Consider the following 25,920-nt stretch of genomic DNA (forward strand, 5'->3'; position numbering starts at 1 on the left):
AAAGAGAGCAGCGATCATCCGATCCGGGCTTAGGGATATCGAATCCATGGAAAACAAGGCAGAAACCGGCAGCGTACGTTCCGTCGAGCGCGCTTTGGCGATCGTCGAGTTGCTGGGTGAGCATCAGGCATTGGGCTTGGAGGAGTTGCACTATTTGACCCGCCTGCCCAAGGCCACGGTGTCGCGCATGTTGCTGACGTTGCAGGAGCAGGGCTGGATCTATCGCGGCTTGAGCGACCGGCGCTACCGTTTGTGTGCCAAGCGCCTGTTCGGTGACAGTCGGCAACGCTTCAAGCGGCGGCTGGTGGAAAGCGCCGCGCCGCTGTTGCTGGAGTTATGCGAACGCACCGGCTTGGTGGCGGACCTGTCGTGCTTCGATGGCGAACGGGTGGAGGTGATGGAAAGTGCGATCCCCTCGGTGCTGCGCAAACGCTATCCGAACAACTGCCAGATCGTCGGCCAGCATGCCAGCCTGTTTCATTCGGCCATGGGACGGGCCTGCCTCGGTGAACTGGAACGTCATGAGGTAGAGCGCCTGGCCGAGCGTGAACGGGTGAGCGACGAATCTCTGTTCAGCGCCACCGAACAGGCATTGCAGCAAGGTTTCGGCCAGCGCACCGAAGGCTACTGGGAATACCCGGTGCGCCTGCCCTTCCTGATTCGTGCGGTGGCCTTGCCGATTCACACCGATGGTCGGCTGGTCGGCAGCATGGCGTTGCACTGGCCGATGGACCAGGCGCCGGTGGAGCGGGTGTTGAGCCTGCACCTCAATAGCCTGGCGGCCACGATTGGCGATGTGCAGCAGGCGATGGCTTGATTGACGCCTAACCTGTAGGAGCGAGCCTGCTCGCGATGGTCGTTAACGATAACGCGGGGTTGCAGGATAAACGTGGTGCTCTTGAGTCCATCGCGAGCATGCTCGCTCCTACAAGTTTGCAATTGGCTCGTGGGCAGTTAAGGTTCAGCACAGGTTTATCTGCCCCCACGAGTTTTTATGTTCAAGCGGTCTGTCACCCAAACCCTCGCCTGCCTGCTATTGGCCGGCGCTTCGCTGTCGGCCCAGGCTAACTGGTATCTGGACGGCGAATCCTCGCGGCTGTCGTTCGTCAGCACCAAAAACGCCAATGTTTCCGAAGTGCAGCGCTTTTTGGTGTTACACGGCAAAGTCGATCCCAACGGCAAGGCCGAGGTAGAAGTCGAGCTCGAATCGGTCAACAGCGGCATTCCCCTGCGCGACGAACGCATGCGCAAGGAGCTGTTCGAAATCCAGACCTTTGCCGAAGCGCTGATCACCACGCAAATCGATCTGCGGCCGATCAACGATCTCGCGCCCGGTGCGCAACTGGAATTGCGCCTGCCGCTGACCGTTGACTTGCACGGCAAGCAACACACCTACAACGCCGAACTGCTGGCTACCCGGCTCGATGACCGGCGTTTCCAGGTGGTGACGCTGGAGCCGGTGGTGATCAATGCCCAGGACTTCGATCTGGCGCCGGGCCTGGAAGCGCTGCGCAAGGTTGCCGACCTGTCGGCCATCAGTCTGTCGGTGCCGGTGGGTGCGGTACTGATCTTCACGGCGCGTTGACATGGCCGGCCCAATCTTTCCCTGGCGTGAAGGCAATCGCTTCGAGTTGCTGGTCGATGGCCCGCAATTCTTCCCACGCATGCTGGTGGCGATTGCCCGCGCCGAAGAACAGGTCGAGCTGGAACTGTACCTGGTGGAGGCGGGCGCTTGCGCCGAAGCCATGGTCCAGGCACTGGTCCAGGCCGCCGAACGCGGTGTGCGGGTGCGCTGCCTGTTCGATGATTACGGCAGCCTCGCCTTTACCCTGACCCTGCGCCATCGACTCATGGCCGCCGGCGTCGAACTGCGCTTCTACAATCGCTTGAGCTGGCGGCGCTGGGTTGGCAATTTCTACCGCGATCACCGCAAGCTGCTGCTGGTGGACCAGAGCATGGCCGTGGTCGGCGGTACCGGTGTAACCGACGAGTTCTGGACGCCAAACGAGGACGTCAGCGAGTGGCACGAGGTGATGGTGGAAATAACCGGCCCGCTGGTGCTCGACTGGCAATTGCTGTTCGATCGCCAATGGATCGCCAACCGCCATCGTCGCGCCTGGCGACCGGCCTCGCATTTCGGTCTTCCGCGCTTGCCCCGTGTGCCGGCCATGGGCGAGGGCATGGGCCGGGTCGCCTATGCCGACGCCCGCCAGCACCGAGACATCCTGCAATCGCTGATTCGTGCATTGAACAGCGGGCAGAAGCGGATCTGGCTGGCGACCCCGTATTTCCTGCCGACCTGGAAAGTCCGCCGTTCACTGCGCCGCGCGGCCTCCCGCGGGGTCGATGTGCGGCTGCTGTTGACCGGGCCACGCACCGATCACCCGTCGGTGCGGTACGCCGGGCATCGCTACTACCCGCGACTGCTCAAGTCCGGGGTGAAGATTTTCGAGTACCAGCCGTGTTTCCTGCATCTGAAAATGGTCCTGATCGATGACTGGGTGAGCATCGGCTCGTGCAATTTCGACCACTGGAATTTGCGTTTCAACCTGGAAGCCAATCTTGAAGCGCTGGACCCTGGATTGACCCGTGACGTGGTGGCGAGCTTTGTGAAGGACTTCTCGCTAAGCCAGGAAGTCAGCCTGGAGGCATGGCAACGCCGACCGCTGTGGAAGCGGATCAAGCAGCGGGCTTGGGGGTGGGTGGACCGGCTGGTGGTGAATCTGCTGGATCGACGGGGGTAGATCCCGATCGTTCCCACGCAGAGCGTGGGAACGATCAGTACACGGGGTTTACAGCAATTCGAAGCTCTGCTGCGTCACGTCCTGGGAGTCCAGGCCGATCTGCACGTTGAACTTGCCCGGCTCCGCTGCGTACTTGAGCTGGGTGTTGTAAAACTTCAGGTCATCCTCGGTGATGGTGAAGTGCACGACTTTCTGCTCACCGGCCTTGAGCATGACTTTCTGGAAGTTCTTCAGCTCCTTGATCGGGCGGATCATCGAACCGGTTTCGTCCTGGATATACAGCTGCACCACGGTTTCGCCGTCACGCTTGCCGGTGTTTTTCACCGTGATGCTGGCGTCGAGCTTGCCGGTCTTGTTCAGGGTGGTCGACGACAGCGCCATATCCGACAGGCTGAAATCGGTGTAGCTCAGGCCGTAGCCGAACGGGTAAAGGGGCCCGGTGGTGTCATCGAAATATTGCGAGGTGTAATTGCCCGGTTTGCCCGGGGTGAACGGCCGGCCAATGGTCAGGTGATTGTAGTAGGTCGGAATCTGGCCTACCGAGCGCGGGATGGTGATCGGCAGTTTGCCCGACGGGTTGTAGTCGCCGAACAACACGTCGGCGATGGCGTTGCCGCCCTCGGTGCCACTGAACCAGGTTTCCAGGATCGCGTCAGCCTGTTCCTTCTCTTCAAGAATCGACAGCGGGCGGCCGTTCATCAGCACCAGCACCAGTGGTTTGCCGGTGGCCTTCAGGGCACGGATCAGCTCGCGCTGATTTTCCGGGATGTTCAGGTCGGTGCGGCTCGACGATTCGTGGGACATGCCACGGGACTCGCCGACGGCGGCAACGACAACATCGGCATCCTTGGCGGCTTTCACCGCTTCGTCGATCAGCACATTGGTCGGACGCGGGTCATCCACCACTTCCGGCGCGTCAAAGTTCAGGAAGTTCAGGTAGCCGAGGATTTTCGGATCGCTGGTGATGTTGGCGCCACGGGCGTAGATCAGTGTCGATTTATCACCCAGGGCGTTAGTCATGCCGTCGAACAGGGTCACCGATTGCGCAGGGCGACCGGCGGCGGCCCAACTGCCCATCATGTCGATCGGCGCCTTGGCGAGCGGGCCGACCAGGGCGATTTTCGCGGTTTTCTTCAGCGGCAGGGTTTCGTTCTGGTTCTTCAGCAACACCAGGCTGCGACGGGCCACATCTCGGGCCTCGGCACGGTGCAGACGGCTGTCGGCGTAGGTGTCGGCCGGATCGTCCTCGGCCTTGCCGATGCGCAGGTACGGGTCCTTGAACAGGCCCATGTCGTACTTGGCGTCCAGCACCGCACGCACGGCGTTGTCGATGTCGCTCTGCTGGATCTCGCCGGCCTTGAGCAGCCCCGGCAGTTCCTTGCCGTACAGGGTGTCGTTCATGCTCATGTGGATGCCGGCCTTGATCGCCAGCTTCGCCGCCTCACGACCATCGCGAGCGACACCATGCTTGATCAGCTCGAAAATCGCGCCGTGGTCGCTGACCGCCAGGCCCTTGAAGCCCCATTCCTTGCGCAACAGGTCGTTCATCAGCCAGGTGTTGGCGGTGGCCGGCACGCCATTGACCGAGTTCAGCGCGACCATGACCCCGCCAGCGCCGGCGTCAATCGCGGCGCGGTAAGGCGGCAGGTAATCCTGGTACATCTTGACCGGGCTCATGTCGACCACGTTGTAGTCGCGACCGCCTTCGACTGCGCCATACAGGGCGAAGTGCTTGACGCTGGCCATGATGCTGTCGGCGGCGTTCGCGCCCGTGCCCTGGAACGCCTTGACCATCACCCCGGCAATGCGTGACACCAGGTAAGTGTCCTCGCCGAAGCCCTCGGAAGTACGGCCCCAGCGCGGGTCGCGGGAGATGTCGACCATGGGCGCGAAGGTGATGTCGAGGCTATCGGCCGCGGCTTCCTTGGCGGCAATGCGCCCGGACAGGCCGATGGCGTCCATGTCCCAGCTCGAGGCCAGGGCCAGCGGGATCGGGAAAATGGTGCGGTGGCCGTGGATCACGTCGTAGGCGAAGAACATCGGGATCTTCAGGCGGCTGCGCATGGCCGCGTCCTGCATCGGACGGTTTTCCGGGCGGGTGATCGAGTTGAACGTACCGCCGATGTTGCCTGCCGCGATTTCCTTGCGAATCAACTCCCGGGGCATTTCCGGGCCGATGCTGATCAGGCGCAACTGGCCGATTTTTTCATCGAGGGTCATCTGCTTCATCAGGTTACTGACGAAAGCGTCCTTGTTCTCCAGGGGTGCGGGCGTCGTGGCGGCCAGTGCGTCATGACTGGCCAGGCTGACGAACAAGCCCAGCAAACACAGCTTCTTCATGAATAGTTTTCTCAAGGGCCCAAGCGGCGATGTAAATGCCGGCCAGCCAAAATTTAGGGAGCGACTATTGTTGTTCGGGGGCAGCCTGGAAAAGCGGCAGCCGAATGCCCGATGCGTTTTTTGCGCAGGGCATCTTTTAGCCCATTGCCCGGATGCAATCCAGTGGCGCGGCCGATTATGCCCCAAGAGCCGGCCGAGAGGGTCGCCGGTTGTTTTTTCCATGAAATGTGAAGGGAGTACCACCCTGATGAATGTTCGACAGTCCTACCGGTCGAGGCTGCAGGTCGCCACCTTGCTCATGCTGGCCACGTTGCTGACCGCCTGCGGCATCAACAACATACCGACCCTCGATGAACAGGCCAAGGCGGCCTGGGGCCAGGTGCAGAACCAGTATCAGCGCCGTGCCGACCTGATTCCCAACCTGGTGGAAACCGTGAAGGGCTACGCCGCGCATGAGAAGGAAACCCTGACGGCCGTGATCGAAGCCAGGGCCAAGGCCACCTCGATCCAGGTCGATGCCTCCACACTCGACAACCCGGAAAAGCTCAAGCAGTACCAACAGGCCCAGGATCAACTCAGTGGTGCCTTGAGCCGCCTGATGGTGGTGTCCGAGCGCTATCCGGACCTGAAGGCCAACCAGAACTTCCTGGCCTTGCAATCGCAGCTTGAAGGCACCGAGAACCGGATCAGCGTGGCCCGGCGCGATTTCATCCTGGCGGTGCAGAAATACAACACCGAGATCCGCACGTTCCCCGGTCGCCTGTGGCACAGCGTGCTGTACAGCAGTCTGCCGGAACGCGAGACCTTCGAGGCCACGCCGGGGTCGGAAAAGCCGCCGGAAGTCAAATTCTGATCTGGATGAATAACCCTGTAGGAGCTGCCGCAGGCTGCGATCTTTTGACTTTGCTTCTCAAGATCAAAAGATCGCAGCCTGCGGCAGCTCCTACGGTTGGATCGATGAGGTTGCCAATGCGAGCGTTGAAGATCGGCCTGGTGCTATTGCTATGGGTGTTTGCCCTGGCGGTCCAGGCCCAATTGAAGTTCCCGGAGCTGACCGGGCGGGTGGTCGACAACGCCGAGATGATCGAGCCTTCGGTGCGCGAGCAGTTGACGCAACAGCTTCAGGCCCATGAAAAAGCCACCGGTGAGCAGCTTGTGGTCGTGACTTTGCCGGACTTGCAGGGCACCGACATCGCCGACTTCGGCTATCAACTGGGCCGTTACTGGGGGATCGGCCAGAAAGACAAGAACAACGGCGCACTGCTGATTGTTGCCCGTGATGAGCGCAAACTGCGCATCGAAGTCGGTTATGGCCTGGAAGATCGCCTGACGGACGCCCAGAGTTCGGTGATCATCCATCAGGTCATCACCCCGGCGTTCAAGGCCGGCAATTACAGCAAAGGCATCAGCGACGGGGTGGCAGCGATGCTGGTGGTACTGGGCGGCAATCCCCTGGACGAACCCTCGACTGTGTACGAGTCCAGCGGCGATCCGGGCGATGATTTCATGTCGCGGCATCCGGGGCTGTTCGTATTCCTGGTGTTGTTGTTCATCCTGACAGTATTCGTTTTCCAAATGCTCGGTATCCTTCCGGCCGGTCGCGGCGGCTCCGGTGGTTCCGGTGGCGGTTTTGGTGGCGGTGGTTTCGGCGGCGGTGGCGGTGGAGGCTTCAGTGGTGGAGGGGGCAGTTTCGGTGGCGGCGGTTCGTCGGGCGGCTGGTGATGACACAGCAAAAAAAAACAATAGCGAGCAGGCATTTAACGACATGGCATTACTGACTGAACACGAACAACGCAAGGTCGCCGAGGCGATTGCCCGGGTCGAGCGCGATACCGACGCCGAACTGGTCACCGTACTCGCGGCCCGCGCCGACGATTATGTGTACATCCCGCTGCTCTGGGCCAGCCTGCTGGCACTGGTGCTGCCCGGGATTGTGCATTACCTGAGCGGTTGGCTGACCTTGCACAGCCTGCTGCTGGTGCAATGGATCACCTTCATCGTGCTGTGCCTGGTATTGCGCATACCGAAAATCACCACGTACCTGGTTCCACGTTCGGTGCGTCACTGGCGCGCCTCGAACCTGGCGCGCCGGCAATTCCTGGAGCAGAACCTGCACCACACGGCGGGCAGTACCGGAATCCTGATTTTTGTCTCTGAAGCCGAGCGCTATGTGGAAATCCTGGTGGATGAAGGTATTTCCAGTCGGCTGGACAACAGCCATTGGGATGCGATTGTCGCGGCGTTTACCCGGCAGGTGCGCCAGGGCCAGACGTTGCAGGGCTTTGTCACCTGCGTCGAGGCATGCGGCGAGTTGCTCAGGGTGCATGTTCCGGTGACGCATGCGCGCAACGAGCTGCCAAATCGACTGGTCGTGCTCGGCTAGGGCTGGTTATCGAACATTTTTGTAATGCTTGGCGGTACAACTGCGGCAAGTTGTTTGGCTACTGTTCAGTCTTCAACATCTCCCTCCAATAGCGAACGCCCTGTGATGGGTGTTCTGACGCAGAGGGAGTGTTTATGTCAACGTATCTACCGCTCGACTCTTTTGCCGGTGCCGCCCCCAAAGGCGGGAGAGATGTATCGCCGGTCCATCTGACAGCGAAAGAAATACAAGCCTTAATATGGTGTTACAAGGGCAAGACTTCCTGGGAGATTGCCAGGATCCAGAATTGCTCACCCACCACGATAAATTTTCACTTTTTTAACATTCGCCGAAAGTTTGCTGTCAGGTCCCGTCATGCCGCCTTGCTCAAAGCCATAGAGTCGGGAGTTATTGTCATCGACGACGTCGATGAGCGAGGTCTCCATGAACTGGACTGATTCGGCTTACAACAGCATCAGTGGGCTCCTGTTGGGGTTGGGCATCGCAACGCTGCCCGCGATTGATGGCGAAGCGCTATTTGGTGCTTCGCTTGGGGCGTGGCTGGTCACTTCCACTCGCGTTGACTTCAAGGCCTGGCAGCGTATCGGTTCCTGGGTGCTATCGGCCGGCGTCGGTTATCTATTTACCCCCGTTGCGCTGCCGCTGGCGCCTTTCCTGACTGCGGGGGTAACGGCATTTCTGTGCGCGCTGATCATTATTCCTATCAGCATCAAGGTCATGCAGTGGGTCGATGGTGCTGGCCTGGGCGAAATTATTGAGCGCTTTAAAGGGCGACGCTGATGGATGTTAATACTGCATGGTCAAGTGTCCTGGCAATATTGCCCGTCTTACGCGTCTTCAAGTAAAGCGCGTATAACATTATGTTTCGCGCAGCTGTTGAAGTGTCGACAGGATAGACGCCATCTCTGAAAGTTTGAGTTCCATTTCACGCAGGCGGCGTTTTTCCTCCAGGGCATGTTGTATGGCGTTGCGATCTTCTTCATTGAGCAATCGCCACATCGCGAGAATTGTATTTTCCCGTGTGATTGTTTCCTGGGTTTGTTCTGAGGCATTGCCAGCAGTGCTTAGCCGCAAGACCGGTCCTTCGCCAAGCAACAACCAGTCAAGTGAAATACCGCGGGCCTGGGCAATTTCTACGCATAATGAGTACGGTGTACTGTCTCGACCTTTCCAGCTGCTGAGGGTTTGCGGACTGACTTTCAGCGCAGAAGACAGGGAGGCATCACTTTTTGTGCCAGTAATTTGTTTTAGGCGGGCTAAAACAGTCTGAGATTTTTTGCTACGCAATTTGAGCCTCTACCTTTTGACACATGCTTTTTGAGTGCTTAATGTATGCGCAATGAGTATTCTAAAATGAGTAATCAATTTTCAACTATGAGTCAGATAAATGTGATGTCGAAAATTCCTAATGGTAGCAGGGTGATTTCCTACATGTTTGGTTCTTGCCCATTGCACCGTTTTCCGTTGCACTTTCTTTTATCAGGTAAGCGTTATTTGCAGCGCCAGGTTGCAGCGATCCTCGCTCGCAGCAGTATTGCGTTTGATTATGTTGATTACCACCCGATGAACAGCGGGACCCAAGCATGAGTACTTACAAAATGGTGTGCCCGCATTGCTTGAGCCGCATGCGAATCCGCACCAGCGAGGGCCGACATATTTTCCTGCGGGTGGCCTACTTGCAATGCACGTCGGAAGCCTGCGGCTGGTCGGTTCGGGCCGAGTTCGAAATGACTCACGAGCTCTCTCCCAGTGGCATGCCCAATCCTGCCGTACGCCTGCCTTTCGCCGGACCCGATTTGCGGCACGCCGCCCGGCCTGTTGCGCCAATTGAGCCGACGACGTCGGCGCCTGTGGAGTCATGAACATGGGCGCAATCGTTGAAGACGAGGATCTGAACGAGCAATTGTTGACCATTGCCCAGGGGTTTTTGGCCCGCCATGAAAGCGATGCGGTCGTTGATGACCAGGTGCTGTTCTGTCGTGCCGTGAAGCACTTGCAAGGGATTGATGTGCCGATGCACCTGGCGGAGCGGCTGGTCAGCCACGCCTATGGGGAACTCAAGTCCTGCAACGATCGACGACGCCTGGACATCGGTGCCAGCTCCGAAACCGTCGCTGTCATCACTGATCCGGCCAACGGCATGACATGGGCCGTACCGGTGGGATTGATCGTCAGGCATGTGATCAATTCACCGAGCAATCGCAAACTTCGGCTGGTGGAGCCCTGAGGTATCGGCCATTACACTGCAGGTCTGGGGGGGGATGACCGGGCCTGCGAAAAATAACCCCGTGCCCAAAACCCGCATCCCCCCTAAAATACCGGGCATTCTCCGATTTGCTCTGCCCGAGGCCGTTTTTTCCATGTCCGTCACCGCCACCCCCGCCAGCCTCGCGCCGGACCATCACGCCCAATTCATCGACCTGCTGCAATCGAGCCTGGAGCAGAACGCCTTCATCAAGTTGGTGTTGGCCAAGTACGCTGGCGATGAAGCGGACTTGCAGCGCATCATCATCAAGCCGGTGACGGTCAAGGCGCAGGCTTGCCTGTCCTTCGTCTATCGATACAAGACCCGCGACATCACCAAGAACCTGCCATTGGCCGAAGGTGTAGCCCTCATCAAAAACTTGTTGCCGGCATCGTTCAAGAATGCGCATTTGTTGTCATTAACTGATGAAGCCCAGCTCGAATACAGCAAAAAGGGCAAATCTTCGCTGTTCAAGAGCAAACCCCAGCAATTACGTGAAGTGCCATCCGCCGGGCACAACCGTGAGAAAAACCGCTTTCTCGATTTAAACCGGCCGTTTCTCGCCGACTTGGGCGTCACCAACAAGCAGCATGAATTAATTCCTGCGATGTCGCGCAAGTGGAAGCAGATCAACAAGTTCATCGAGGTTTTCAGTCATGCGCTGACCTCGTCGCCACTGGCTCTGGATAGCCCGGTTCGCGTGGCAGACTTCGGCTCCGGCAAGGGTTACCTGACGTTTGCGATCCATGACTATCTGCGCAACACCCTGAAGGCCGAGGCGCAAGTGACGGGTGTCGAGTTGCGTGAAGACATGGTCACCCTGTGCAACGCCGCCGCGGCAAAGCTCGAGCACCCCGGGCTGGTCTTCAAGTGCGGTGATGTACGCAGCGTGGCGCCGAGCGAGCTGGATGTGATGATCGCGTTGCATGCCTGCGACATCGCCACGGATTATGCGATTCACACCGGCATTCGTTCCGGTGCCTCGATCATCATGTGTTCGCCGTGCTGTCACAAACAGATTCGCCTGCAAATCCAGAGCCCGGCATTGCTCAAGCCGATGCTGCAGTACGGCTTGCACCTGGGACAGCAGGCGGAAATGGTCACCGACAGCTTGCGTGCGCTGTTCCTCGAAGCCTGCGGTTACGAGACCAAGGTGTTCGAGTTCATCTCGCTGGACCACACCAACAAGAACAAGATGATCCTGGCGGTCAAGCGTGCCGAACCGGGTGATCCGGCCCAGCTGTTGGCGAAGATCCAGGAACTCAAGGCGTTCTACCACATCACCGAGCATTGCCTGGAAACCCTGTTGCGGGCTGACGGTTACCTCTGAAAGCCGTTCGATTTACGCCGTGACAATGCGTGCGGGCTTGACCGCCGTCTTGCGTCCCAGCACGACGGTCAGGATCACCCCGCCAGCAAACAGCCACGTAATCGGTTCGACGTGCTCGCCAAAAAACAGCGCGGAAAAGCCAATGGTGAAGAAAATCTGCAGCAGCTGGATCTGGCTGACCCGGGCAATGCCACCGATGGCCAGCCCGGCATACCAGGCAAAGAATCCGATGAATTGCGAAAACAGCGAGACGTAGCCGAAAGCCCACCAGGCCTTGGCCGAAATCTCGCCCTGATGTTGCAACCCAAGGTACAGCACCGGCCCGATCAACAGCGGGGTCGACAGCACCAGTGCCCAGCAGATCACTTGCCAGCCGCCCATTTCCTTGGCCAATCGGCCACCCTCGGCGTACCCCAGGCCACCCACCGCAATTGCGCCGAGCATCAACAGGTCGCCCGCCTGAATGCTGCCGGCCCCGCTGATCAGCGCATAACCGAGCACCAGTGCACTGCCCAGCGCGGCGCAGGCCCAGAAGGCTTTCGACGGGCGTTCGTGAGACAACCACGCGGCGTACAGCGCCACACACAGTGGCTGCAAGCCATTGACCAGTGCGCCATGGGACGCCGGCAAGGTTTGCATGGCCCAGGCCGATAGGACCGGAAAACCGAGGATCACCCCGGCAATCACCAGCGTCAGGCCTTTGACTTGCTTCCAGGTTGGCCATTTCTCACGCCGCCACAACAACAGCAACGCCGCGGGAACAGCCGCAAACAGTGCCCGGCCCAGGCCATTGAGCAGTGGATGCATCTCTTGCACGACGATGCGCGTGAAGGGCAGGGTAAGGCTGAAGATCACAACGCCGAGCAGGCCCAGGGCCATGCCGGTGTTTTCGCGGGTGGACATGATGGCAACCAGAATTTAATAGGTGCTGTTATCTAGCCATAAACCCAAGGTAGCGCGCTGTTACAGCTGGGCGCAGAGTTATCCGTACAGTTGGGCGCGAAGCTCCCAACGTAGGAGCTGCCGCAGGCTGCGATCTTTTGATCTTGTTTTTAAGATCAAGGTCAAAAGATCGCAGCCTGCGCCAGCTCCTACCAAGTGATCGGCGTAGTAGCAGGTTATTACCCACCCCTGCGGATAAGGACTACCTTGAATACTCCTGCATGCCAAGCATTTCCCAGAGGAGTCCTCCCCATGGCCGCGAAAAAAATTCTGATGCTGGTCGGCGATTACGTCGAAGACTATGAAGTGATGGTGCCGTTCCAGGCCCTGCTGATGGTCGGTCACACGGTGCATGCCGTTTGCCCGGACAAGAGCGCCGGCCAGACCGTGCGCACCGCTATCCATGACTTCGAAGGCGACCAGACCTACAGCGAAAAACCCGGTCACCTGTTTGCCCTGAACTTCGATTTCGCCAAGGTCAATGCGGCGGATTACGACGCCGTGCTGATACCCGGTGGTCGTGCACCAGAGTACTTGCGCCTGAATGAAAAAGTGTTGGAGCTGGTGCGCGATTTCGACAAGGCCGGCAAGCCGATCGCCGCCGTGTGCCACGGTGCGCAATTGTTGGCCGCCGCCGGGATTCTTGAGGGGCGTGAGTGCAGCGCTTACCCGGCCTGTGCGCCAGAAGTGCGCCTGGCGGGCGGTACGTTTATCGATATCCCGGTGACGGACGGCCATGTTCAAGGCAATCTGGCGACGGCACCGGCCTGGCCTGCCCACCCGAGCTGGCTCGCCGGTTTTCTCGGCTTGCTGGGCACTAAAATCACGCTGTAACAAAGGACCCGTCCATGTGCGAGCTCTACGTCAAGGCCGATCCGATTCTCTACGAATCGCGCTCCCGCTCGCTGCGCATTTGCGGGGTGGTCACCACCTTGCGGCTGGAGAATCAGTTCTGGGACATCCTCAGCGAAATCGCCGAGAGCGACGGTATGACCACCAATCAGCTGATTGCCAAGCTGTATGAGGAGGTCATGGACTACCGTGGCGAGGTGGTCAATTTCGCCTCGTTCCTGCGGGTGAGTTGTACGCGGTATTTGAGTCAGCGGCGGATTGCTCCTCCTCAGATGAGTGTGGTGCGAACGGCGTGAAAATCAAAAGATCGCAGCCTTCGGCAGCTCCTACAGGGATCGATGTAGGAGCTGCCGAAGGCTGCGATCTTTTGATCTTGTTGTTCCGGTGGTCTTTACTCTGAAGCGCGCAATCCCTCATTCGCCAAGGAGAAAGAGCATGTCTGGATGGTACGAAGTGAGCAAGAGCAGCAGCGGTCAGTTCAGGTTCGTCTTGAAGGCGGCGAACGCCGAAACCATTCTGACCAGCGAGTTGTACACCACCCGCGCCGCGGCCGACAAAGGCATCGCGTCAGTCCAGGCCAACAGTCCGCTGGATGAGCGCTACGAGAAGAAAACTACCAAGGATGGCCATCCTTATTTCAACCTCAAGGCGGGCAACCACGAGATTATTGGCAGCAGCGAAGCCTATTCCTCTGCATCCGCGCTGGACAAAGGCATCGCCAGTGTAAAGGCGAACGGCCCGACCAAGGTGATCAAGGACAAGACCTTGCCGGTGCTCTAAAACTCAACACAAATCCCCTGTGGGAGCGAGCCTGCTCGCGAATGCGGTTTAACAGTCAGCAAGATGTTGACTGACACGCCGCCATCGCGAGCAGGCTCGCTCCCACATGGGGTTATGCGTATGGCTGAGCGATCAGCGCAGGGCTTTTAGCAGGCCTTGCAACTGGCTCAGACCTGCTCCGTCCAACGGAAACACCGGCAACCGCGGATCACCCACCTCCAGCCCGGTAGCCCGTAAGCCGGCCTTGATCGTCGCCGGCAAACCACCCTTGAGAATGAAGTCCAGCAACGGCAACTGGCGATAGAACAGTTCACGAGCCTTGTTCAGGTCGTTGGCCAGCACGGCGTCGTACAGGTCGAGATTGAGTTGCGGGATCAGGTTCGGCGCTGCTGTACACCAGCCTTTTGCCCCGGCTGCGAAGGCTTCCAGCGCCAGGGGGTTGCAACCGTTGTAGAAGGGTACCTGGCCTTCGCCCAAGCGATACAGTTGATGCATGCGCTGGATGTCACCGGTGCTCTCCTTGACCATGGTCACGTTTTCCACGCCCTTGACGATACGCAGGATCAGCTCCACCGACATGTCGGTGCCGCTGGTGGCCGGGTTGTTATAGAGCATGATCGGCACGCCGATGCTGTCGCCGATGGCGCGGTAATGCGCGAGGATTTGCGCTTCGCTGAGTTTCCAGTAGGACGTCGGCAGCACCATCACCACGTCGGCGCCATGGGCTTCGGCGAAGCGGGCGCGACGCACCGCTTTGGCGGTGGTCAGGTCAGACACGCTGACGATGGTCGGCACACGCTTGGCCACATGCTTGATGCTGAACTCGGCGACCTGGTCCCATTCGGCGTCACTCAGGTAAGCGCCTTCGCCGGTGCTGCCCAGCGGTGCGATCGAATGCACACCGCCGTCGATCAAGCGGTCGATGGAGCGTCCGAGCGCCTCCAGGTCTACGCCCTCGCCGTTGGCGGTGAAGGGGGTGATGGTGTAGCCAATGATGCCGTGAATGTTTGCGCTGGGCATGGTGTCTCTCCGTTCAAATGAGCTCTGGGGTTCAGTTCAGGCAATCGGCGTGTCGACGCAGGTTCTGCCGGGCGTAGTAGTTAAAGGCGGCGGCATGGCGCTTGGGCCGGGCAATCCAGTCATGGGCTTCACGGCCCAGTTCGGGGATGATCGGCTTGATGGTTCCGGCGCTCATCGCCAGCAGCTGCAACCTGGCGGCGCGTTCGATCAGTTGGGCAATCACACAGGCCTCCTCGATGGTGGTGCCGGTGGACAACTGGCCGTGGTGGGAAAGCAGGATCGCGCGCTTGTCGCCCAAGGCGCCGGCAATCAATTCGCCTTCTTCATTGCCCACCGGTACGCCAGGCCAGCCTTCGAGAAACGCGCAGTCGTCATAGAGCGGGCAGAGGTCCATGTGGGAGATCTGCAGCGGCACTTCCAGCATCGACAACGCTGCGACGTGAGTCGGGTGGGTGTGAATGATGCAGTTCACATCTGGCCGGGCGCGGTACACCCAGCTGTGGAAGCGGTTGGCCGGGTTCGGCATGCCGTGGCCTTCGAGCACTTGCAGGTCTTCGTTGACCAGCAACAGGTTACCCGCAGTGATTTCGTCGAAACCCAGGCCCAGTTGTTGAGTGTAATAGGTGCCAGGCTGCGGGCCGCGGGCGGTGATTTGCCCAGCCAGGCCAGAGTCGTGGCCATTCTCGAACAGAATGCGGCAGGTCAGGGCCAGCTTTTGCCGATCGGTCCACGTATTATCCACAAGGGTGTTTTGCATCTGGTTCAGCGCTTGCTTGACCAACTGATCTTTGGGCAGTGCTAAAGTCTCGGCCATGTCGGTGTCCTCGTTGGCTGGGTCATGCATATGACACTAAAGATGCTATATGACACTTTGTGTCATGAGCAAGGACAATTCGTCACCATCCTCGATGGATTAATCGTTCTACATGTCTATCCGTTTGAAATTATTGAGAAAAAAACTTGGCGTAACCCTTGAGGCGCTGGCGGAAAAATCCGGCATGACCAAGAGTTATCTGTCGAAAGTCGAACGCGGCCTGAACACGCCGTCGATTGCGGCCGCATTGAAGCTGGCCAAGGCACTGAACGTAAAGGTCGAGGAGCTGTTTTCCGAAGATAAGGTGAGCCTTGACAGCTACAGCCTGGTACGCAGCCATGAGCGTCAGTCACTGGGTGCCAGCGACGACAATCCAGGCTACGCGGTACTGGCCCGTCAGGTCAGCGAACGCAGCTTGTTGCCGTTCATCATTTACCCGCCGACCGAGTTCACCGACAGAACCTTCAAGGAGCACCTTGGGGAAGAGTTCCTGTTTGTCCACGAAGGGCAGGTGGAGGTGGATTTTGTGAACGAGCGAGTGCTGCTCGGTCGTGGCGATGCGCTGCACTTCAACTCGCAGAAACCGCACCGGATCCGCTCGGTAGGCGAGGTGCAGGCGCAGTTGCTGGTGGTGGTGCATAGCCGCGAGGAATGAGTTGACTTCAAAGCTTCGCGAGCAGGCTCGCTCCCACAGGAGGAATGCATTCCATTGTGGGAGCGAGCCTGCTCGCGAAGGCATCAGCTCAAACAACTAAACTTCCACTGGAACCGCTAGCTTCGGGCTACCCAGCGCATGGGTCTTGGAATCAAAAAACTGCAACTCAACCCCAGTCCCCTCGAACAGCTTCGCGTAATGCCGCTTCTGGTGCTGGATGAACGCCTTGCTGCGCGGGTAAATCGAGATGGCCACCTTCTTCGGTTTCGCCAGGCGCAAGGCGTGCACGATGTGACTGTCCTGCTCGCCCAATGCATGCCCGAAAATACACAACCCGCCGCCATGGCCGAGTAACTGCTCGTAGCAGAACGACAGGTAATCGGAACTGCGGATGGTCTTGAGCTTGTCTGCGCTCGGCCCTTCATTGATGAACAACGGTACATCGTCGAGGGTCTTGATCGTGTTGTTGATGGCGAAATTGCCCAGCAACGTGCCTTCGGTCGACATCAATTTGCGCGCCGTTCCGTCCTGGTTGCGCACCAGGTGCAGACCGCCGTGCAAGTACAGCAAACGGGTCTTGTCGGTGTCGGTAACGCTCAGGTCGAAGACAGGTTCTGACCCCTGGAACAGATCGGTGATCGCCTCGGGTTGCTGCTGGATCGCCCAGTAATTGAGCAAGTCGTAGTTAGTGGTGAACACTGTACGATAACGGCCCAGTTCCTCACCGATGGTCGCCAGGCTCGAGGCTTCGACCAACCGCCACGGGATGTGGACGGCGTGCACGGTGTTGATCAGCGCTTCCTTGATCGCGTAGTAACGATTACGCGGTGCGGCAGAGCTGACGGCCAGGGCCTTGTTGACCCGGCTGGTGGTTTTCAAAGCGCTGAGTACCTGTTCGAAGCTGCGTGTCTGCAGCGCATCGAACACACTCAACTCGGATGGGCTGAGAGGTTTTTCTTCGACGGTGCGGGCGTTTTCGAACAGCGAGTCGTAACCGAAGTCATCCCACACCGCACGGCTGGCCCCATTACCCACCAGCAAACCGTCGAACGCAGCGCCGCTGCGCAAGACGTTCCAGTCTTCAAGTTGGGCGTCGACATCCTGGAAATCGGTCATTGCGGTGTTCATCTCGAAGCAAAAGGTCTGATGGGCGGCGACTTTATCATGGTCGAGCACTGAGCCTGGTCTGCATCACTCAGATCATCGCGCCAATCGCGGCAGCCGTCAGTTGATGGACGAATCCGCTCAGCGTCATCGCATAAGCACCGCCGACCGGCGCTGTTGTGGACTTGCCGCAGAAGCTGCGCACGCTCGACAAGTTCTGACGGTTACTGAATCCTGCAGCGCCTGCAGATAGCAATGCATTCCCCTGTGGGAGCGAGCCTGCTCGCGAAGACTGACTGGCAATCAACATTGAACGCTCGGTAACAGCTTCAACCCGCAGCCGCCAAAGACTTGGCCGGCATGGCCCCAAACTGAATCAACACCACACCGCCGATCAACAACATTGCCCCAGCCAATCGCGGCAAGGTGATTAGCCGCTCCTCCAACCCAAACCACCCAAAGTGGTCCAGCACCAGCGAGGCCACCACTTGCCCCGCCAACGCCAACGCCATGAATCCCGAAGCGCCAAGCTTGGGCAGCAATACCAGCGCCAGTGAAATAAAACACACGCCAAACGCACCACCGGCCCACATCCACAGCGGCGCCTTGCCGATGAACGCCATCGACGGCAATGGCAAGCGCATCGCCAGCATGATCGGCAACAGCACCAGGATGCTCACCATCAATGAAGCGAGGGTCGCCCACAATGGATGACCCAGGCCGCGTCCCAGATTGACATTGATTGCGCTCTGAAACGGCACCACCGCACCGGCGAACGCGGCAAGCAGCAACAGACTCGCCCAATGCAACGTACTCATTTTCATTCTCCAACAGGTTTTGCTGGACTCTAGAGCATTCGTCGCGCAGATTTAAATTCCGTTTTGCTATCCAGAACATGCATCAGATCAATGATCTGCGGCGCATTGATCTCAACCTGCTGGTGATCCTCGACGCCTTGCTCAGCGAGCAACACGTGACCCGTGCGGCCGAGTGCCTGCACCTGAGCCAGCCTGCTGTCAGCCATGCCCTGGCACGCTTGCGCGATCTGCTCGGTGATCCGTTGCTGGTGCGCGCTGGCGCAAGCCTGGTGCCGACTCCACGAGCGCTGGAGGTGATGGCTCCGCTGGGTGAAGTGTTGGCCCAGGTGCAATCGCTGCTGGCACCGAATGCCTTTGATCCGGCCACGGCCAAACGCACTTTTCGCCTGGCGATGTCTGACTATGGCGCCGCTATCGTCCTGCCGGAATTGATTCGCACGCTGCGTCGTGAAGCGCCCGGCATCGACCTGCAGATCAGCCACGCCAGCCGTGAAGGCATGCTCGAAGGGGTGCTCAACGGTGATATCGATGCTGCCGCCGGGGTGTTTCCGGAAATGCCCAACGAGTTGCGCAGCACGCCGTTGTTCGAAGAGCACTATGTCTGCCTGCTGGACCGCAACAGCCTGGCTGACGCGAGCGTGCTCGAGCTTCGCACCTATTTGAGCCGCCCCCACGTCTTGTTGGAAATGCGTGGCAGCGGTACCCCGGAAATCGAGCGCGCCTTGACCCGCCTGCGCGAGCGTCGTCGAGTCGCCGTCAGCCTGCCGCACTGGAGCGTCGCCCCGCAGTTGATCAGCGGCACCGACCTGATCCTCACCGTCGCCTCTCGTGCCTTGCGCGATATCGACGAGCAGTCATTGATTATCGTGCCGCCGCCGTTTGATATCCCGTCGTTCACCTTTGTCCTGGCCTGGCACAAACGCCGGGGCAGCGACCAGGCGTTGAATTGGTTGAATGCGCAAATTGAGCGAGCCTCAGCTGATATAAACTGGCGCCCATTCACCCAAACAGCGCAAAAGGACTTCCCATGACTCCCTCCCTGCTAATGGCTGTTCTCGCCTCGGGCTTCATCTATGGCATCACGCCAGGGCCTGGGGTATTGGCGGTGTTCGGCATCGGCGCCGCCCACGGAAGGCGGGCGGGGGCGGGGTTTCTCTGCGGGCATTTGTTGGGCGACGTGGTCTGGTGCAGTACCGCATTGATAGCGATTGTCGGTGCGCGGGAAATCGGCAGCACGGCCTTCGATGTACTGGGCGTGCTCAGCGGGCTCTACCTGTTCTGGCTCGGCTGGCGTGCGGTGCGCGCGCGCCAGCGGGTGGGCGAGGCGCCGCAGGGGCCTGCGCGGCAGCCATTCTGGCACGGCATTCTGTTCGGCCTGACCAATCCGAAAGCTTACCCGGTGGCGGTGGCCACCTTCACTGCGCTATTGTCCAGCCGGGCAGAGTTGCTGAGCTGGTCGATGTTGCCGTGGCTGATCGTCTTGAGCTTCGTCGGCGGCCTGCTGGCCTACGCTATCCTCATCGGCATCGTTGGCGCGCGGCGCGTGCGCACCTTGTATCAACGCCATGAACTGGCTATCACCCGGTTATGCGGGCTGATGTTCATCGGTTTCGCCATCAACGCCCTGGCGCATGCACTGCCGGGGCTGGTGACGAACAAGGCGTGAGATTGAAGGGATGCGTCGGTTGTACCGTCGGCGCTCAGGCGCCTGACCGGTCAGGGAGAGTTTCCAATGGCTGCAATGTCCGGACAAAATCACGGCACCATGACCAGCACAAACTCCGCGCCGTTGGCGAGCTACATTGACCTCCTGCTGGACGCCGTTTGCGCGGTCGACAAACAAGGCCGCTTCGTATTTGTCAGCGCGGCGTGCGAGCGCATTTTCGGCTATACCCCCGACGAACTGATCGGCCAGCCAATGATCGATCTGGTGCACCCGGCCGATCGCCAGCGCACCCTCGACGCCGCGCGGGAAATCATGGGCGGCGAACCCAAGCTGAATTTCGAAAACCGCTACCTGCGCAAGGACGGCCGGGTGGTCAATATCCTGTGGTCGGCGCGTTGGTCGGAGGTCGACCAGCTGCGCATCGCCGTGGCCCGCGACATTACCGAGCGTAAGCTGGCCGAATCCCGACAAGCGGCGTTGTATGCGATTTCCGAAGCGGCACATGCCGCGGAAGACTTGCTGGCGTTGTTCAAGCGTATCCATCTGATCATCGGCGAATGGCTACCGGCGTTGAATTTTTCCGTGGCGCTGTATGACGAGCAGTGTGCGCAGCTGAACTTTCCCTATCACGTCGACGACCACGAACCGCATCCCGAACAGCCCGGGGCCATCACTGCACGCCTTTGCGCAGAGGTCGTCCACAGCGGCCTGCCGATCCTGCTGACGCCGGACCAGAGCGACCTGCCCTTGGAGTTCGAGTCGCTGGTGAGCGGGCAGCATTCGCCGTGCTGGCTGGGTGTACCGCTGAGCTCGCAAAACGGCACGATTGGTGCCCTGATCGTCAAAAGCAAGCCGGGCGACGAGCGCTACACCGAACAGGACAAGGAGTTGCTGCAATACGTTTGCGCGCAAGTCGCGACGGCGATCGAGCGCAAGCAATTGCACACGCGCCTGCAGCACATGGCCCAGTACGACCAGTTGACCCAGCTGCCCAACCGCGAACTGCTACGGGACCGACTGAAGCTGGCCTTGGCGTCGGCGCTGGAGGAGCGTGGACGCATGGCCCTGTTGTACGTCGATCTTGACCGCTTCAAACAAGTCAACGACACCCACGGGCACGCGGTCGGCGACATGTTGCTGCAAACCGTGGCCAATCGGCTCAAGGGCTGCGTGCGCGAAACCGACACGGTGGCGCGTATTGGCGGTGACGAATTCGTGGTGTTGCTGCACAGCATCCACGCCTCCGGGGATGCCGACTGTGTGGCCGGGAAAATTCGCCAGGTACTGTCTGCGCCCATGCGCCTGGACGGACACAGCTTGCATATCCAGCCAAGCATCGGCGTCGCCCAATACCCCGAACACGGCACTGAAGAAAAGCAGCTGTTCAGGCACGCCGACGAGGCGATGTACAGCGCCAAGCGCGAGCAACACCTGCGGCTCGTCTGACATTATCGCCACCGTTCGTCCTGGCGATTCCAGCTTTTCTAAACCTTTTGATGGATGGAAATTCAGATTCTATGCGGGCAATGGCTCGCCGAGATCATCATCAAGAGGTAGAGAATCATGCCTAACTCAAGAAACTCGAGCTCGGGACACGCCAACGATCGAACGAAGACGTCTGAAGCCGGTCGTAAAGGTGGGAAAACCACGACCACGACTGTTGATAAAGACTCCACGAAGTCCGAGATGGGCCGCAAACCCGGCCAGAAATCCAAGTAATGGATGCAGGTGGTTCTGATTGAGAAGCGGGAGCGAAAGCTCCCGTTTGAATTTTTACTGAGGAGGGCGCGACCATGAACCCTATGGCCACCCGATTACGCAACTGCGGTCTAGCCGCGTTACTGGGCCTGTGTGCCAACAGTGCCTTCGCCCAGACGCCCACCGAATTCATCAACGATGCGTCGGCCAAAGGCATCGCTGACATCGAAGCCAGCCGACTGGCGCACCAGAAGTCCGAATCCAAGGAGGTCAAGGACTACACCATCGTCGTGATCAACGATCGCACGACCGCCAACCAGCACCTGGCGAAAATCGCCAAGCAACTGGATCTGCCGGTGGCACCGCGTGAAGAAGTGATGGAAAAAGCCAAGGCGCTGATGCCGCAGGTCATGGAAGGCGAGACCTTCGACCAGGCCTACGCGGCCAGTCAGGTCAAGACCACCCAGGAAGCCATCGAGCAGCTGGAGCAAACGGCCCAGACCACTGACGTGCCGCAAATCAAGGCGTTCGCAGAAGAGACCCTGCCAAAGCTGCAGAATCACCTGCAAATGGCCAGGGCCTTGCAAGCCAGTCGCTAACGCTTCGCGTGCGTGGGTGACTTGCGGTCACCCACGCACTGTCGATCAGCATTTATTCAGATCCTGCTTGCCTTTCTCCTGGACCACGGTGCCATCAATGGAAATGGTCTGGCCTTCGCCAAGGCTGCGGTAGTGCTTTCTCAGTGCTTCCAGTTCCTTGAGGTCCAGGGCCTCGAGCCCGAGCATCGCGTTCTGTGCTTCTTTCGTCACTCGCAGCAACTCATCGACCTTCAGGTGCAGAATGTCCGTGTCGCGGTTCTGCGTGTTCTGGATCAGGAACACCATCAGGAAGGTGATGATGGTAGTCGAGGTGTTGATGACCAACTGCCATGTATCGTTGAAACCGAAGATCGGCCCACTGAATCCCCACAGCAAAATCAGGATGATCGCCCCGAGGAATGTCGAAGGGCTGCCGGTCCACAAAGCAAGTTTCTGTGCGATTTTTGCGAATTTCATGGCCGTTTTCCTTATAAGTGGGCGCCTGAATTTCAGACAGTGGCGGCGGGGTGAAAATTCGGCTTATTTCAGATCAAAAGATCGCAGCCTGCGGCAGCTCGTACGGGTTGATCCGATGTAGGAGCTGCCGCAGGCTGCGATCTTTTGATCTTGAAGTTTTGCCCATTGAAAGGCTCGCATTGGGTTGCTGGCGATGTATGGTTACGATTGAAATTTTTGCCCGTGCCGAAAAAACAAATGCACCGACAGGAGAACGCAATGAGTTGGTCCGCCAAACAATACGTCACTTTCGAAGATGAACGGACCCGTCCCGCCCGCGACCTGCTGGCCGCCATCCCCTCCGGTGCAGTGCGCTCGGCCATCGACATCGGTTGCGGTCCCGGTAACTCGACCGAGTTGCTGGTGGAGCGCTTCGCTGATGCCACAGTGCGGGGGCTGGACAGTTCGACCGACATGATCGAGGCCGCGCGCAAGCGCCTGCCACAGGTGCGCTTCGATGTCGCTGACATCGACACCTGGAATGACACTGGCCCATTCGATGTGATTTTTGCCAACGCGGTACTGCAGTGGGTGCCCGATCACGCAACGTTGCTGCCGGCGCTGGTGAGCAAGCTCGCACCCGGTGGCAGCCTGGCAATCCAGATGCCCGACAACCTCAATCAACCCTCACACCGCTTGATGCGCGAAGTCGCGGCGGACGGTCCCTGGGCAGGCAAACTTGCTGAAGTCGCCGAACAACGCACGGAAATGGCCGATGCCAGCGCTTATTACTCGATGCTGAAAGCCTGTTGCACCCGCGTCGATGTCTGGCGCACCACGTACCATCATCCGTTGGCGGGCGGCGCGTCGGGGGTGGTGGAGTGGTTCAAGGGCAGCGGACTGCGGCCCTTCCTCGAACCGCTGGATGAGACCGAACGCACGCAGTTTCTGCAGCAGTATCAGGCTGCAATTGCACAAACCTATCCGGCATTGGCCGATGGTTCGGTGCTGCTGCCATTCCCGCGATTGTTTCTGGTGGCGACGCGCTGATTTATCAATCATCGCTGAACACTTACCAACATCATCAGGCGATCCCGCTTTTGGGTCAGTGTCGGTTGCGCGACGACCTCGGCATCTGAGGGGCCCCATTCGTTGACGAAAAAACCGGCCGCGCGGGCCGGTTGATAGATCGCTGCAATCAGCTTATTTGTTGCAACACCTTGAGTGCTGCCGAAGCCAGGAAGCCCGAACGGCTTTTCTCTTCCGGGTGGTGCAGCACATACTCATCAATACGGTTGAGCAGGTAACCAGGCAGCGTGATGTTCAGCTTCTGGGCCTTGCCTAGATACTTGGTAACGTCGATGTCCACTAGTGCCCATGCGCACCCCGTGTACTTGGGATTGGCTGCGTGCAATGTCACTTTGTTCGCAGGAGGAATGGGTGAACCGCCTTCGGCCAGAATCTCGAAATGGCCTTCAATGGCTTCTCGGGCCATCGCCATCGCATCATCCAGATCTTCCCCGGCGGAAAAACAGCCGGGAATGTCAGGGACTTCAACGCCCCAGGCGTGCTCCTCATCTCCCATTGAAATCGCAATCGGGTAAAGCATTGTCATTGTCCTCCGAGGACTCAGCGCAGCATTAATCAGAGCAACGCCTGTTGCAAAATACTAATGGCCGTTTTCTTGAGAAGATCTTTCTTCGGGTGAGGGACGGTCACCAGCCCCGGTTTGGTCGGATGCTTGAAGTGATGGTGGCTGCCTCTTATACGTACCAGATACCAGCCGTCCGCAACGAGTTGGCTAATCAAAAATCGGCTATTCACAACACCTCCCTGTGGTGTGCTTGTGGTTACTATACCCACTGAATTTTTTTAATCAACACTATAACCACCAAAGTCTTCCTGGCTCGGTGGGGCAGCGATAGGAATCGAGTCCAGGAGGGCGATGCGAAAAAGCCTTGGACAACCCGAATGGATGTATTGCGAAGGTTTTCCTTTAGTCTTTCCAGCAGATGCTCCTTTGCTCTCTGGAAGGTCTTGAAACCGACTTGCTTTAACGAAATTCTTTACTGAGGCAAGAAAAACGCTAGCGGAACGTCGATCCTATGCGAAAACGCTAATGTAAGCAGAGCGGTTGGGAGCACTGCAGTGGCGACCAGCGGAAATGACAAGCTGGAATCTCATCAAATTCCAGACACAAAAAAACCGGCCCTGAAGGCCGGTTTTTTTCTATATCTGCATCCCCCGTCAAAAAACAACGTGAGACAAAAATTCGATTGGAGCGGGTGAAGGGAATCGAACCCTCGTTATCAGCTTGGGAAGCTGGAGTAATGCCATTATACGACACCCGCTCAGAGCGGTGACTTTGTACCAGATGTGCGCGTGGAAATGAAGTTTTTCTTTGCGTTTGATGGCTTTAGCTCGGGTGAATGACGTCCACAGACCGTGAGACGGTCATTCGCGGGCAAGCCTCGCTCCTACAGGGAAGGGTGGGGCTTGCTCGCGATGACGCTACTTCACAGGGACAATGCATGGCGGTCCTGAACGTGGTGGAAACGCGGTCGGCTTTCGTGCTGTGCTGGCTTCAGGAACCCCAGCAGTGCATTGCGGCTGTCTCGGCAGGCGGCTTTGTGCTCCATGTCGAGAAAATGGCCAGTTGCATCCAGGGTCGTGAAGGTGGCGTGTTGCACGTGGTCGGCGAACAACCGTGCGCCCTCGGCGGCGGTGTATTCGTCCCATTCGCCGTTCATGAACAGCACCGGTACGTTGATTTTCTGCGCCGCCTTGAAGAAGCACTGGCGATCGCTGTGCAGCAAGTCGTTGATGTGGAAATGCATTTGCCCGTATTCGTGATCGGCCAGGCTGCTGACGTGGCGGTAGTTGAAGCGCTTGAACAGCGTCGGCAAGTGTTTGCCGATGGTGCTGTTGACCAGGTTGCCGACCCGGTCGCCATCGCGGCTACCGAGGTAGTCGACTCCGCGCTCGAGGTAATCGAGCATGTGCGCATTGATCTCCGGGGAGAACGAGCTGATCACGGCTTTTTCGATGCGCCGAGGTTGTTGGGCCAATGCGACCAGCGTCGCGGCGCCACCCCAGGAAAACGACAGCACGTGCTCGGCGGCGAAGTGGTCGATCAGTTCCAGGAGGATCTGCCCTTCGACTTCCTTGGTCAGCAGTTTCTCATGCAGGTTGTGGGCTTTGGATTTGCCCGCGTAGGGCTGGTCGTAGCAGACGACATTGAACTGCGGGTGGAGGTTTTTAACGGTTTGTGCAAACGACGCAGTCGTGGCAAGCGAGCCGTTGACCAGAATAATGGTCTTTTCTGCGGCGTCTGCGCGATAGAACTCCGTGTAAACCCGATACTGACCCTGTATATCCAACACAGCGATTTCTGGCCTCATGTCATAAGACTCCTGGCAAGCGGGTATGCGCGCAAATGAGATTGCACGAGCTTTGTGACAGGTAGGCATACGCCTTGAAATTGTTAGCCCATGT

The 25,920-nt window shown here is 58.7% G+C and carries 34 protein-coding genes and 1 tRNA gene; 22 read left to right on the top strand and 13 right to left on the bottom strand.

What is annotated here, in order from left to right; translation table 11 throughout:
* The first annotated feature begins 46 nt into the window (after positions 1-46).
* The 3 genes from PSUM_RS13605 (at position 47) to PSUM_RS13620 (ending at position 2,744) form a co-directional block, all read left to right on the top strand.
* Complete coding sequence (locus PSUM_RS13605) at positions 47-817, top strand: IclR family transcriptional regulator (protein ID WP_020798369.1); 771 nt, start codon at positions 47-49, stop codon at positions 815-817.
* Between the two features lie 177 nt (positions 818-994).
* Positions 995-1,585, top strand: coding sequence for a YceI family protein (locus PSUM_RS13615; RefSeq protein ID WP_020798370.1), 591 nt, complete (start codon positions 995-997; stop codon positions 1,583-1,585).
* 1 nt (position 1,586) lies between these two features.
* Positions 1,587-2,744, top strand: coding sequence for a phospholipase D-like domain-containing protein (locus PSUM_RS13620; RefSeq protein WP_020798371.1), 1,158 nt, complete (start codon positions 1,587-1,589; stop codon positions 2,742-2,744).
* Positions 2,745-2,792: 48 nt separating this feature from the next.
* Here PSUM_RS13620 and bglX read toward each other — a convergent pair whose 3' ends face one another.
* Complete coding sequence (gene bglX / locus PSUM_RS13625) at positions 2,793-5,084, bottom strand: beta-glucosidase BglX (RefSeq protein WP_020798372.1); 2,292 nt, start codon at positions 5,082-5,084, stop codon at positions 2,793-2,795.
* A 247-nt stretch (positions 5,085-5,331) separates the two neighbouring features.
* Here bglX and PSUM_RS13630 point away from each other — a divergent pair, with 247 nt between their 5' ends.
* The 5 genes from PSUM_RS13630 to PSUM_RS13650 all read left to right on the top strand — a co-directional run bounded on the left by PSUM_RS13630 (position 5,332) and on the right by PSUM_RS13650 (position 8,247).
* Positions 5,332-5,937, top strand: coding sequence for a LemA family protein (locus tag PSUM_RS13630; RefSeq protein ID WP_020798373.1), 606 nt, complete (start codon positions 5,332-5,334; stop codon positions 5,935-5,937).
* 116 nt (positions 5,938-6,053) lie between these two features.
* The gene (locus PSUM_RS13635; RefSeq protein WP_083348372.1) at positions 6,054-6,806 is read left to right on the top strand and encodes a TPM domain-containing protein; all 753 of its coding nucleotides are present in this window, start codon (positions 6,054-6,056) and stop codon (positions 6,804-6,806) included.
* 43 nt (positions 6,807-6,849) lie between these two features.
* Positions 6,850-7,467, top strand: a complete 618-nt coding sequence (locus tag PSUM_RS13640; protein WP_083348373.1) for a TPM domain-containing protein — start codon at positions 6,850-6,852, stop codon at positions 7,465-7,467.
* A 134-nt stretch (positions 7,468-7,601) separates the two neighbouring features.
* Positions 7,602-7,904 (top strand): helix-turn-helix domain-containing protein, encoded by a 303-nt coding sequence (locus tag PSUM_RS13645; protein WP_033044472.1) that lies wholly within the window; start codon positions 7,602-7,604, stop codon positions 7,902-7,904.
* Positions 7,891-8,247 (top strand): putative holin, encoded by a 357-nt coding sequence (locus PSUM_RS13650; protein WP_020798376.1) that lies wholly within the window; start codon positions 7,891-7,893, stop codon positions 8,245-8,247. The genes PSUM_RS13645 and PSUM_RS13650 overlap by 14 nt, the downstream gene beginning before the upstream one ends.
* A 78-nt stretch (positions 8,248-8,325) precedes the next feature.
* On the opposite strand, the gene PSUM_RS13655 is transcribed toward PSUM_RS13650, so the two are convergent.
* Positions 8,326-8,754 carry a helix-turn-helix domain-containing protein gene (locus tag PSUM_RS13655; RefSeq protein ID WP_080725385.1) on the bottom strand — a complete coding sequence of 143 codons (429 nt, stop codon included), beginning with the start codon at positions 8,752-8,754 and terminating at the stop codon, positions 8,326-8,328.
* A gap of 66 nt (positions 8,755-8,820) precedes the next feature.
* On the opposite strand from PSUM_RS13655, the gene PSUM_RS31230 reads away from it, so the two are divergent.
* The 4 genes from PSUM_RS31230 (at position 8,821) to PSUM_RS13670 (ending at position 11,042) form a co-directional block, all read left to right on the top strand.
* Positions 8,821-9,054: a hypothetical protein gene (locus PSUM_RS31230; protein WP_020798379.1), complete on the top strand. Its 234-nt coding sequence runs from the start codon at positions 8,821-8,823 to the stop codon at positions 9,052-9,054.
* Positions 9,051-9,329: an Ogr/Delta-like zinc finger protein gene (locus tag PSUM_RS13660; protein ID WP_080725384.1), complete on the top strand. Its 279-nt coding sequence runs from the start codon at positions 9,051-9,053 to the stop codon at positions 9,327-9,329. Before PSUM_RS31230 ends, PSUM_RS13660 begins: the two co-directional genes overlap by 4 nt.
* 2 nt (positions 9,330-9,331) lie before the next feature.
* The gene (locus PSUM_RS13665) at positions 9,332-9,694 is read left to right on the top strand and encodes a hypothetical protein (RefSeq protein WP_020798380.1); all 363 of its coding nucleotides are present in this window, start codon (positions 9,332-9,334) and stop codon (positions 9,692-9,694) included.
* 133 nt (positions 9,695-9,827) lie between these two features.
* Complete coding sequence (locus tag PSUM_RS13670; protein WP_083348374.1) at positions 9,828-11,042, top strand: class I SAM-dependent methyltransferase; 1,215 nt, start codon at positions 9,828-9,830, stop codon at positions 11,040-11,042.
* Between the two features lie 12 nt (positions 11,043-11,054).
* Here the strand turns inward: PSUM_RS13670 and PSUM_RS13675 are convergent, their stop codons facing one another.
* Positions 11,055-11,945 carry a DMT family transporter gene (locus PSUM_RS13675; RefSeq protein WP_083348375.1) on the bottom strand — a complete coding sequence of 297 codons (891 nt, stop codon included), beginning with the start codon at positions 11,943-11,945 and terminating at the stop codon, positions 11,055-11,057.
* A 291-nt stretch (positions 11,946-12,236) separates the two neighbouring features.
* On the opposite strand from PSUM_RS13675, the gene PSUM_RS13680 reads away from it, so the two are divergent.
* From PSUM_RS13680 to PSUM_RS13690, 3 genes are all read left to right on the top strand, one after another.
* Complete coding sequence (locus PSUM_RS13680; protein WP_020798383.1) at positions 12,237-12,818, top strand: DJ-1/PfpI family protein; 582 nt, start codon at positions 12,237-12,239, stop codon at positions 12,816-12,818.
* A gap of 14 nt (positions 12,819-12,832) precedes the next feature.
* Positions 12,833-13,132: a ribbon-helix-helix domain-containing protein gene (locus tag PSUM_RS13685; RefSeq protein ID WP_020798384.1), complete on the top strand. Its 300-nt coding sequence runs from the start codon at positions 12,833-12,835 to the stop codon at positions 13,130-13,132.
* A gap of 139 nt (positions 13,133-13,271) precedes the next feature.
* Positions 13,272-13,616, top strand: a complete 345-nt coding sequence (locus tag PSUM_RS13690; protein ID WP_020798385.1) for a YegP family protein — start codon at positions 13,272-13,274, stop codon at positions 13,614-13,616.
* 132 nt (positions 13,617-13,748) lie between these two features.
* Here the strand turns inward: PSUM_RS13690 and PSUM_RS13695 are convergent, their stop codons facing one another.
* Positions 13,749-14,636, bottom strand: coding sequence for a dihydrodipicolinate synthase family protein (locus PSUM_RS13695; RefSeq protein ID WP_020798386.1), 888 nt, complete (start codon positions 14,634-14,636; stop codon positions 13,749-13,751).
* Positions 14,637-14,667: 31 nt separating this feature from the next.
* Positions 14,668-15,450: an aldolase gene (locus PSUM_RS13700; RefSeq protein ID WP_020798387.1), complete on the bottom strand. Its 783-nt coding sequence runs from the start codon at positions 15,448-15,450 to the stop codon at positions 14,668-14,670.
* 112 nt (positions 15,451-15,562) lie between these two features.
* Here PSUM_RS13700 and PSUM_RS13705 point away from each other — a divergent pair, with 112 nt between their 5' ends.
* The gene (locus PSUM_RS13705) at positions 15,563-16,105 is read left to right on the top strand and encodes a helix-turn-helix domain-containing protein (RefSeq protein ID WP_020798388.1); all 543 of its coding nucleotides are present in this window, start codon (positions 15,563-15,565) and stop codon (positions 16,103-16,105) included.
* A 96-nt stretch (positions 16,106-16,201) separates the two neighbouring features.
* Here PSUM_RS13705 and PSUM_RS13710 read toward each other — a convergent pair whose 3' ends face one another.
* The 3 genes from PSUM_RS13710 to PSUM_RS13715 all read right to left on the bottom strand — a co-directional run bounded on the left by PSUM_RS13710 (position 16,202) and on the right by PSUM_RS13715 (position 18,027).
* On the bottom strand, positions 16,202-17,221 hold the full coding sequence (locus PSUM_RS13710; protein WP_033044294.1) for a DUF4917 family protein: 1,020 nt from the start codon (positions 17,219-17,221) through the stop codon (positions 16,202-16,204).
* Between the two features lie 79 nt (positions 17,222-17,300).
* Positions 17,301-17,519, bottom strand: a complete 219-nt coding sequence (locus PSUM_RS31235) for a hypothetical protein (protein WP_020798391.1) — start codon at positions 17,517-17,519, stop codon at positions 17,301-17,303.
* 19 nt (positions 17,520-17,538) lie between these two features.
* Positions 17,539-18,027, bottom strand: coding sequence for a DMT family transporter (locus PSUM_RS13715; protein ID WP_020798392.1), 489 nt, complete (start codon positions 18,025-18,027; stop codon positions 17,539-17,541).
* 77 nt (positions 18,028-18,104) lie between these two features.
* Between PSUM_RS13715 and PSUM_RS13720 the strand changes: the two genes are divergently transcribed.
* From PSUM_RS13720 to PSUM_RS13740, 5 genes are all read left to right on the top strand, one after another.
* Positions 18,105-19,058 (top strand): LysR family transcriptional regulator, encoded by a 954-nt coding sequence (locus PSUM_RS13720; protein WP_083348376.1) that lies wholly within the window; start codon positions 18,105-18,107, stop codon positions 19,056-19,058.
* Entirely contained in the window at positions 19,055-19,693 is a 639-nt protein-coding gene (locus PSUM_RS13725; RefSeq protein ID WP_033044291.1) for a LysE family translocator, read from the top strand. The genes PSUM_RS13720 and PSUM_RS13725 overlap by 4 nt, the downstream gene beginning before the upstream one ends.
* A gap of 99 nt (positions 19,694-19,792) precedes the next feature.
* On the top strand, positions 19,793-21,139 hold the full coding sequence (locus PSUM_RS13730; RefSeq protein WP_083350123.1) for a sensor domain-containing protein: 1,347 nt from the start codon (positions 19,793-19,795) through the stop codon (positions 21,137-21,139).
* Positions 21,140-21,256: 117 nt separating this feature from the next.
* Positions 21,257-21,412 carry a stress protein gene (locus tag PSUM_RS32160; protein ID WP_080725380.1) on the top strand — a complete coding sequence of 52 codons (156 nt, stop codon included), beginning with the start codon at positions 21,257-21,259 and terminating at the stop codon, positions 21,410-21,412.
* Between the two features lie 74 nt (positions 21,413-21,486).
* Positions 21,487-21,990 (top strand): DUF4142 domain-containing protein, encoded by a 504-nt coding sequence (locus PSUM_RS13740; RefSeq protein ID WP_020798396.1) that lies wholly within the window; start codon positions 21,487-21,489, stop codon positions 21,988-21,990.
* Between the two features lie 45 nt (positions 21,991-22,035).
* Here PSUM_RS13740 and PSUM_RS13745 read toward each other — a convergent pair whose 3' ends face one another.
* Positions 22,036-22,446 (bottom strand): low affinity iron permease family protein, encoded by a 411-nt coding sequence (locus PSUM_RS13745; RefSeq protein ID WP_020798397.1) that lies wholly within the window; start codon positions 22,444-22,446, stop codon positions 22,036-22,038.
* A 258-nt stretch (positions 22,447-22,704) separates the two neighbouring features.
* Here PSUM_RS13745 and tam point away from each other — a divergent pair, with 258 nt between their 5' ends.
* Positions 22,705-23,475: a trans-aconitate 2-methyltransferase gene (tam, locus tag PSUM_RS13750; protein WP_083348377.1), complete on the top strand. Its 771-nt coding sequence runs from the start codon at positions 22,705-22,707 to the stop codon at positions 23,473-23,475.
* A 148-nt stretch (positions 23,476-23,623) separates the two neighbouring features.
* On the opposite strand, the gene PSUM_RS13755 is transcribed toward tam, so the two are convergent.
* The 4 genes from PSUM_RS13755 to PSUM_RS13770 all read right to left on the bottom strand — a co-directional run bounded on the left by PSUM_RS13755 (position 23,624) and on the right by PSUM_RS13770 (position 25,826).
* A complete protein-coding gene (locus PSUM_RS13755; RefSeq protein ID WP_083348378.1) occupies positions 23,624-24,034 on the bottom strand; it encodes a type II toxin-antitoxin system HicB family antitoxin in 411 nt (136 codons plus the stop codon).
* Positions 24,035-24,069: 35 nt separating this feature from the next.
* On the bottom strand, positions 24,070-24,249 hold the full coding sequence (locus tag PSUM_RS13760; protein ID WP_077184214.1) for a type II toxin-antitoxin system HicA family toxin: 180 nt from the start codon (positions 24,247-24,249) through the stop codon (positions 24,070-24,072).
* 453 nt (positions 24,250-24,702) lie between these two features.
* Positions 24,703-24,776, bottom strand: a tRNA-Gly gene (locus tag PSUM_RS13765).
* Positions 24,777-24,941: 165 nt separating this feature from the next.
* On the bottom strand, positions 24,942-25,826 hold the full coding sequence (locus PSUM_RS13770; RefSeq protein WP_020798401.1) for an alpha/beta fold hydrolase: 885 nt from the start codon (positions 25,824-25,826) through the stop codon (positions 24,942-24,944).
* Between the last annotated feature and the right edge of the window lie 94 nt (positions 25,827-25,920).

Origin of the sequence: Pseudomonas umsongensis, assembly GCF_002236105.1 — a bacterium.
GTDB lineage: Bacteria > Pseudomonadota > Gammaproteobacteria > Pseudomonadales > Pseudomonadaceae > Aquipseudomonas > Aquipseudomonas umsongensis.

Bases quoted from the DNA above. Each gene is read 5' to 3' on its own strand.
- PSUM_RS13605 (WP_020798369.1), top strand. From the start codon at position 47: ATGGAAAACAAGGCAGAAACCGGCAGCGTACGTTCCGTCGAGCGCGCT.
- PSUM_RS13710 (WP_033044294.1), bottom strand. From the start codon at position 17,221: ATGACCGATTTCCAGGATGTCGACGCCCAACTTGAAGACTGGAACGTC.
- PSUM_RS13675 (WP_083348375.1), bottom strand. From the start codon at position 11,945: ATGTCCACCCGCGAAAACACCGGCATGGCCCTGGGCCTGCTCGGCGTT.
- PSUM_RS32160 (WP_080725380.1), top strand. From the start codon at position 21,257: ATGCCTAACTCAAGAAACTCGAGCTCGGGACACGCCAACGATCGAACG.
- PSUM_RS31235 (WP_020798391.1), bottom strand. From the start codon at position 17,519: ATGTTGATTGCCAGTCAGTCTTCGCGAGCAGGCTCGCTCCCACAGGGG.
- bglX (WP_020798372.1), bottom strand. From the start codon at position 5,084: ATGAAGAAGCTGTGTTTGCTGGGCTTGTTCGTCAGCCTGGCCAGTCAT.
- PSUM_RS13695 (WP_020798386.1), bottom strand. From the start codon at position 14,636: ATGCCCAGCGCAAACATTCACGGCATCATTGGCTACACCATCACCCCC.
- PSUM_RS13720 (WP_083348376.1), top strand. From the start codon at position 18,105: ATGCATCAGATCAATGATCTGCGGCGCATTGATCTCAACCTGCTGGTG.
- PSUM_RS13640 (WP_083348373.1), top strand. From the start codon at position 6,850: ATGGCATTACTGACTGAACACGAACAACGCAAGGTCGCCGAGGCGATT.
- PSUM_RS13645 (WP_033044472.1), top strand. From the start codon at position 7,602: ATGTCAACGTATCTACCGCTCGACTCTTTTGCCGGTGCCGCCCCCAAA.
- PSUM_RS13705 (WP_020798388.1), top strand. From the start codon at position 15,563: ATGTCTATCCGTTTGAAATTATTGAGAAAAAAACTTGGCGTAACCCTT.
- PSUM_RS13730 (WP_083350123.1), top strand. From the start codon at position 19,793: ATGACCAGCACAAACTCCGCGCCGTTGGCGAGCTACATTGACCTCCTG.
- PSUM_RS13690 (WP_020798385.1), top strand. From the start codon at position 13,272: ATGTCTGGATGGTACGAAGTGAGCAAGAGCAGCAGCGGTCAGTTCAGG.
- PSUM_RS13755 (WP_083348378.1), bottom strand. From the start codon at position 24,034: ATGCTTTACCCGATTGCGATTTCAATGGGAGATGAGGAGCACGCCTGG.
- PSUM_RS13660 (WP_080725384.1), top strand. From the start codon at position 9,051: ATGAGTACTTACAAAATGGTGTGCCCGCATTGCTTGAGCCGCATGCGA.
- PSUM_RS13770 (WP_020798401.1), bottom strand. From the start codon at position 25,826: ATGAGGCCAGAAATCGCTGTGTTGGATATACAGGGTCAGTATCGGGTT.
- PSUM_RS31230 (WP_020798379.1), top strand. From the start codon at position 8,821: ATGAGTAATCAATTTTCAACTATGAGTCAGATAAATGTGATGTCGAAA.
- PSUM_RS13615 (WP_020798370.1), top strand. From the start codon at position 995: ATGTTCAAGCGGTCTGTCACCCAAACCCTCGCCTGCCTGCTATTGGCC.
- PSUM_RS13630 (WP_020798373.1), top strand. From the start codon at position 5,332: ATGAATGTTCGACAGTCCTACCGGTCGAGGCTGCAGGTCGCCACCTTG.
- tam (WP_083348377.1), top strand. From the start codon at position 22,705: ATGAGTTGGTCCGCCAAACAATACGTCACTTTCGAAGATGAACGGACC.
- PSUM_RS13665 (WP_020798380.1), top strand. From the start codon at position 9,332: ATGGGCGCAATCGTTGAAGACGAGGATCTGAACGAGCAATTGTTGACC.
- PSUM_RS13680 (WP_020798383.1), top strand. From the start codon at position 12,237: ATGGCCGCGAAAAAAATTCTGATGCTGGTCGGCGATTACGTCGAAGAC.
- PSUM_RS13740 (WP_020798396.1), top strand. From the start codon at position 21,487: ATGAACCCTATGGCCACCCGATTACGCAACTGCGGTCTAGCCGCGTTA.
- PSUM_RS13620 (WP_020798371.1), top strand. From the start codon at position 1,587: ATGGCCGGCCCAATCTTTCCCTGGCGTGAAGGCAATCGCTTCGAGTTG.
- PSUM_RS13635 (WP_083348372.1), top strand. From the start codon at position 6,054: ATGCGAGCGTTGAAGATCGGCCTGGTGCTATTGCTATGGGTGTTTGCC.
- PSUM_RS13670 (WP_083348374.1), top strand. From the start codon at position 9,828: ATGTCCGTCACCGCCACCCCCGCCAGCCTCGCGCCGGACCATCACGCC.
- PSUM_RS13685 (WP_020798384.1), top strand. From the start codon at position 12,833: ATGTGCGAGCTCTACGTCAAGGCCGATCCGATTCTCTACGAATCGCGC.
- PSUM_RS13700 (WP_020798387.1), bottom strand. From the start codon at position 15,450: ATGGCCGAGACTTTAGCACTGCCCAAAGATCAGTTGGTCAAGCAAGCG.
- PSUM_RS13715 (WP_020798392.1), bottom strand. From the start codon at position 18,027: ATGAGTACGTTGCATTGGGCGAGTCTGTTGCTGCTTGCCGCGTTCGCC.
- PSUM_RS13745 (WP_020798397.1), bottom strand. From the start codon at position 22,446: ATGAAATTCGCAAAAATCGCACAGAAACTTGCTTTGTGGACCGGCAGC.
- PSUM_RS13725 (WP_033044291.1), top strand. From the start codon at position 19,055: ATGACTCCCTCCCTGCTAATGGCTGTTCTCGCCTCGGGCTTCATCTAT.
- PSUM_RS13650 (WP_020798376.1), top strand. From the start codon at position 7,891: ATGAACTGGACTGATTCGGCTTACAACAGCATCAGTGGGCTCCTGTTG.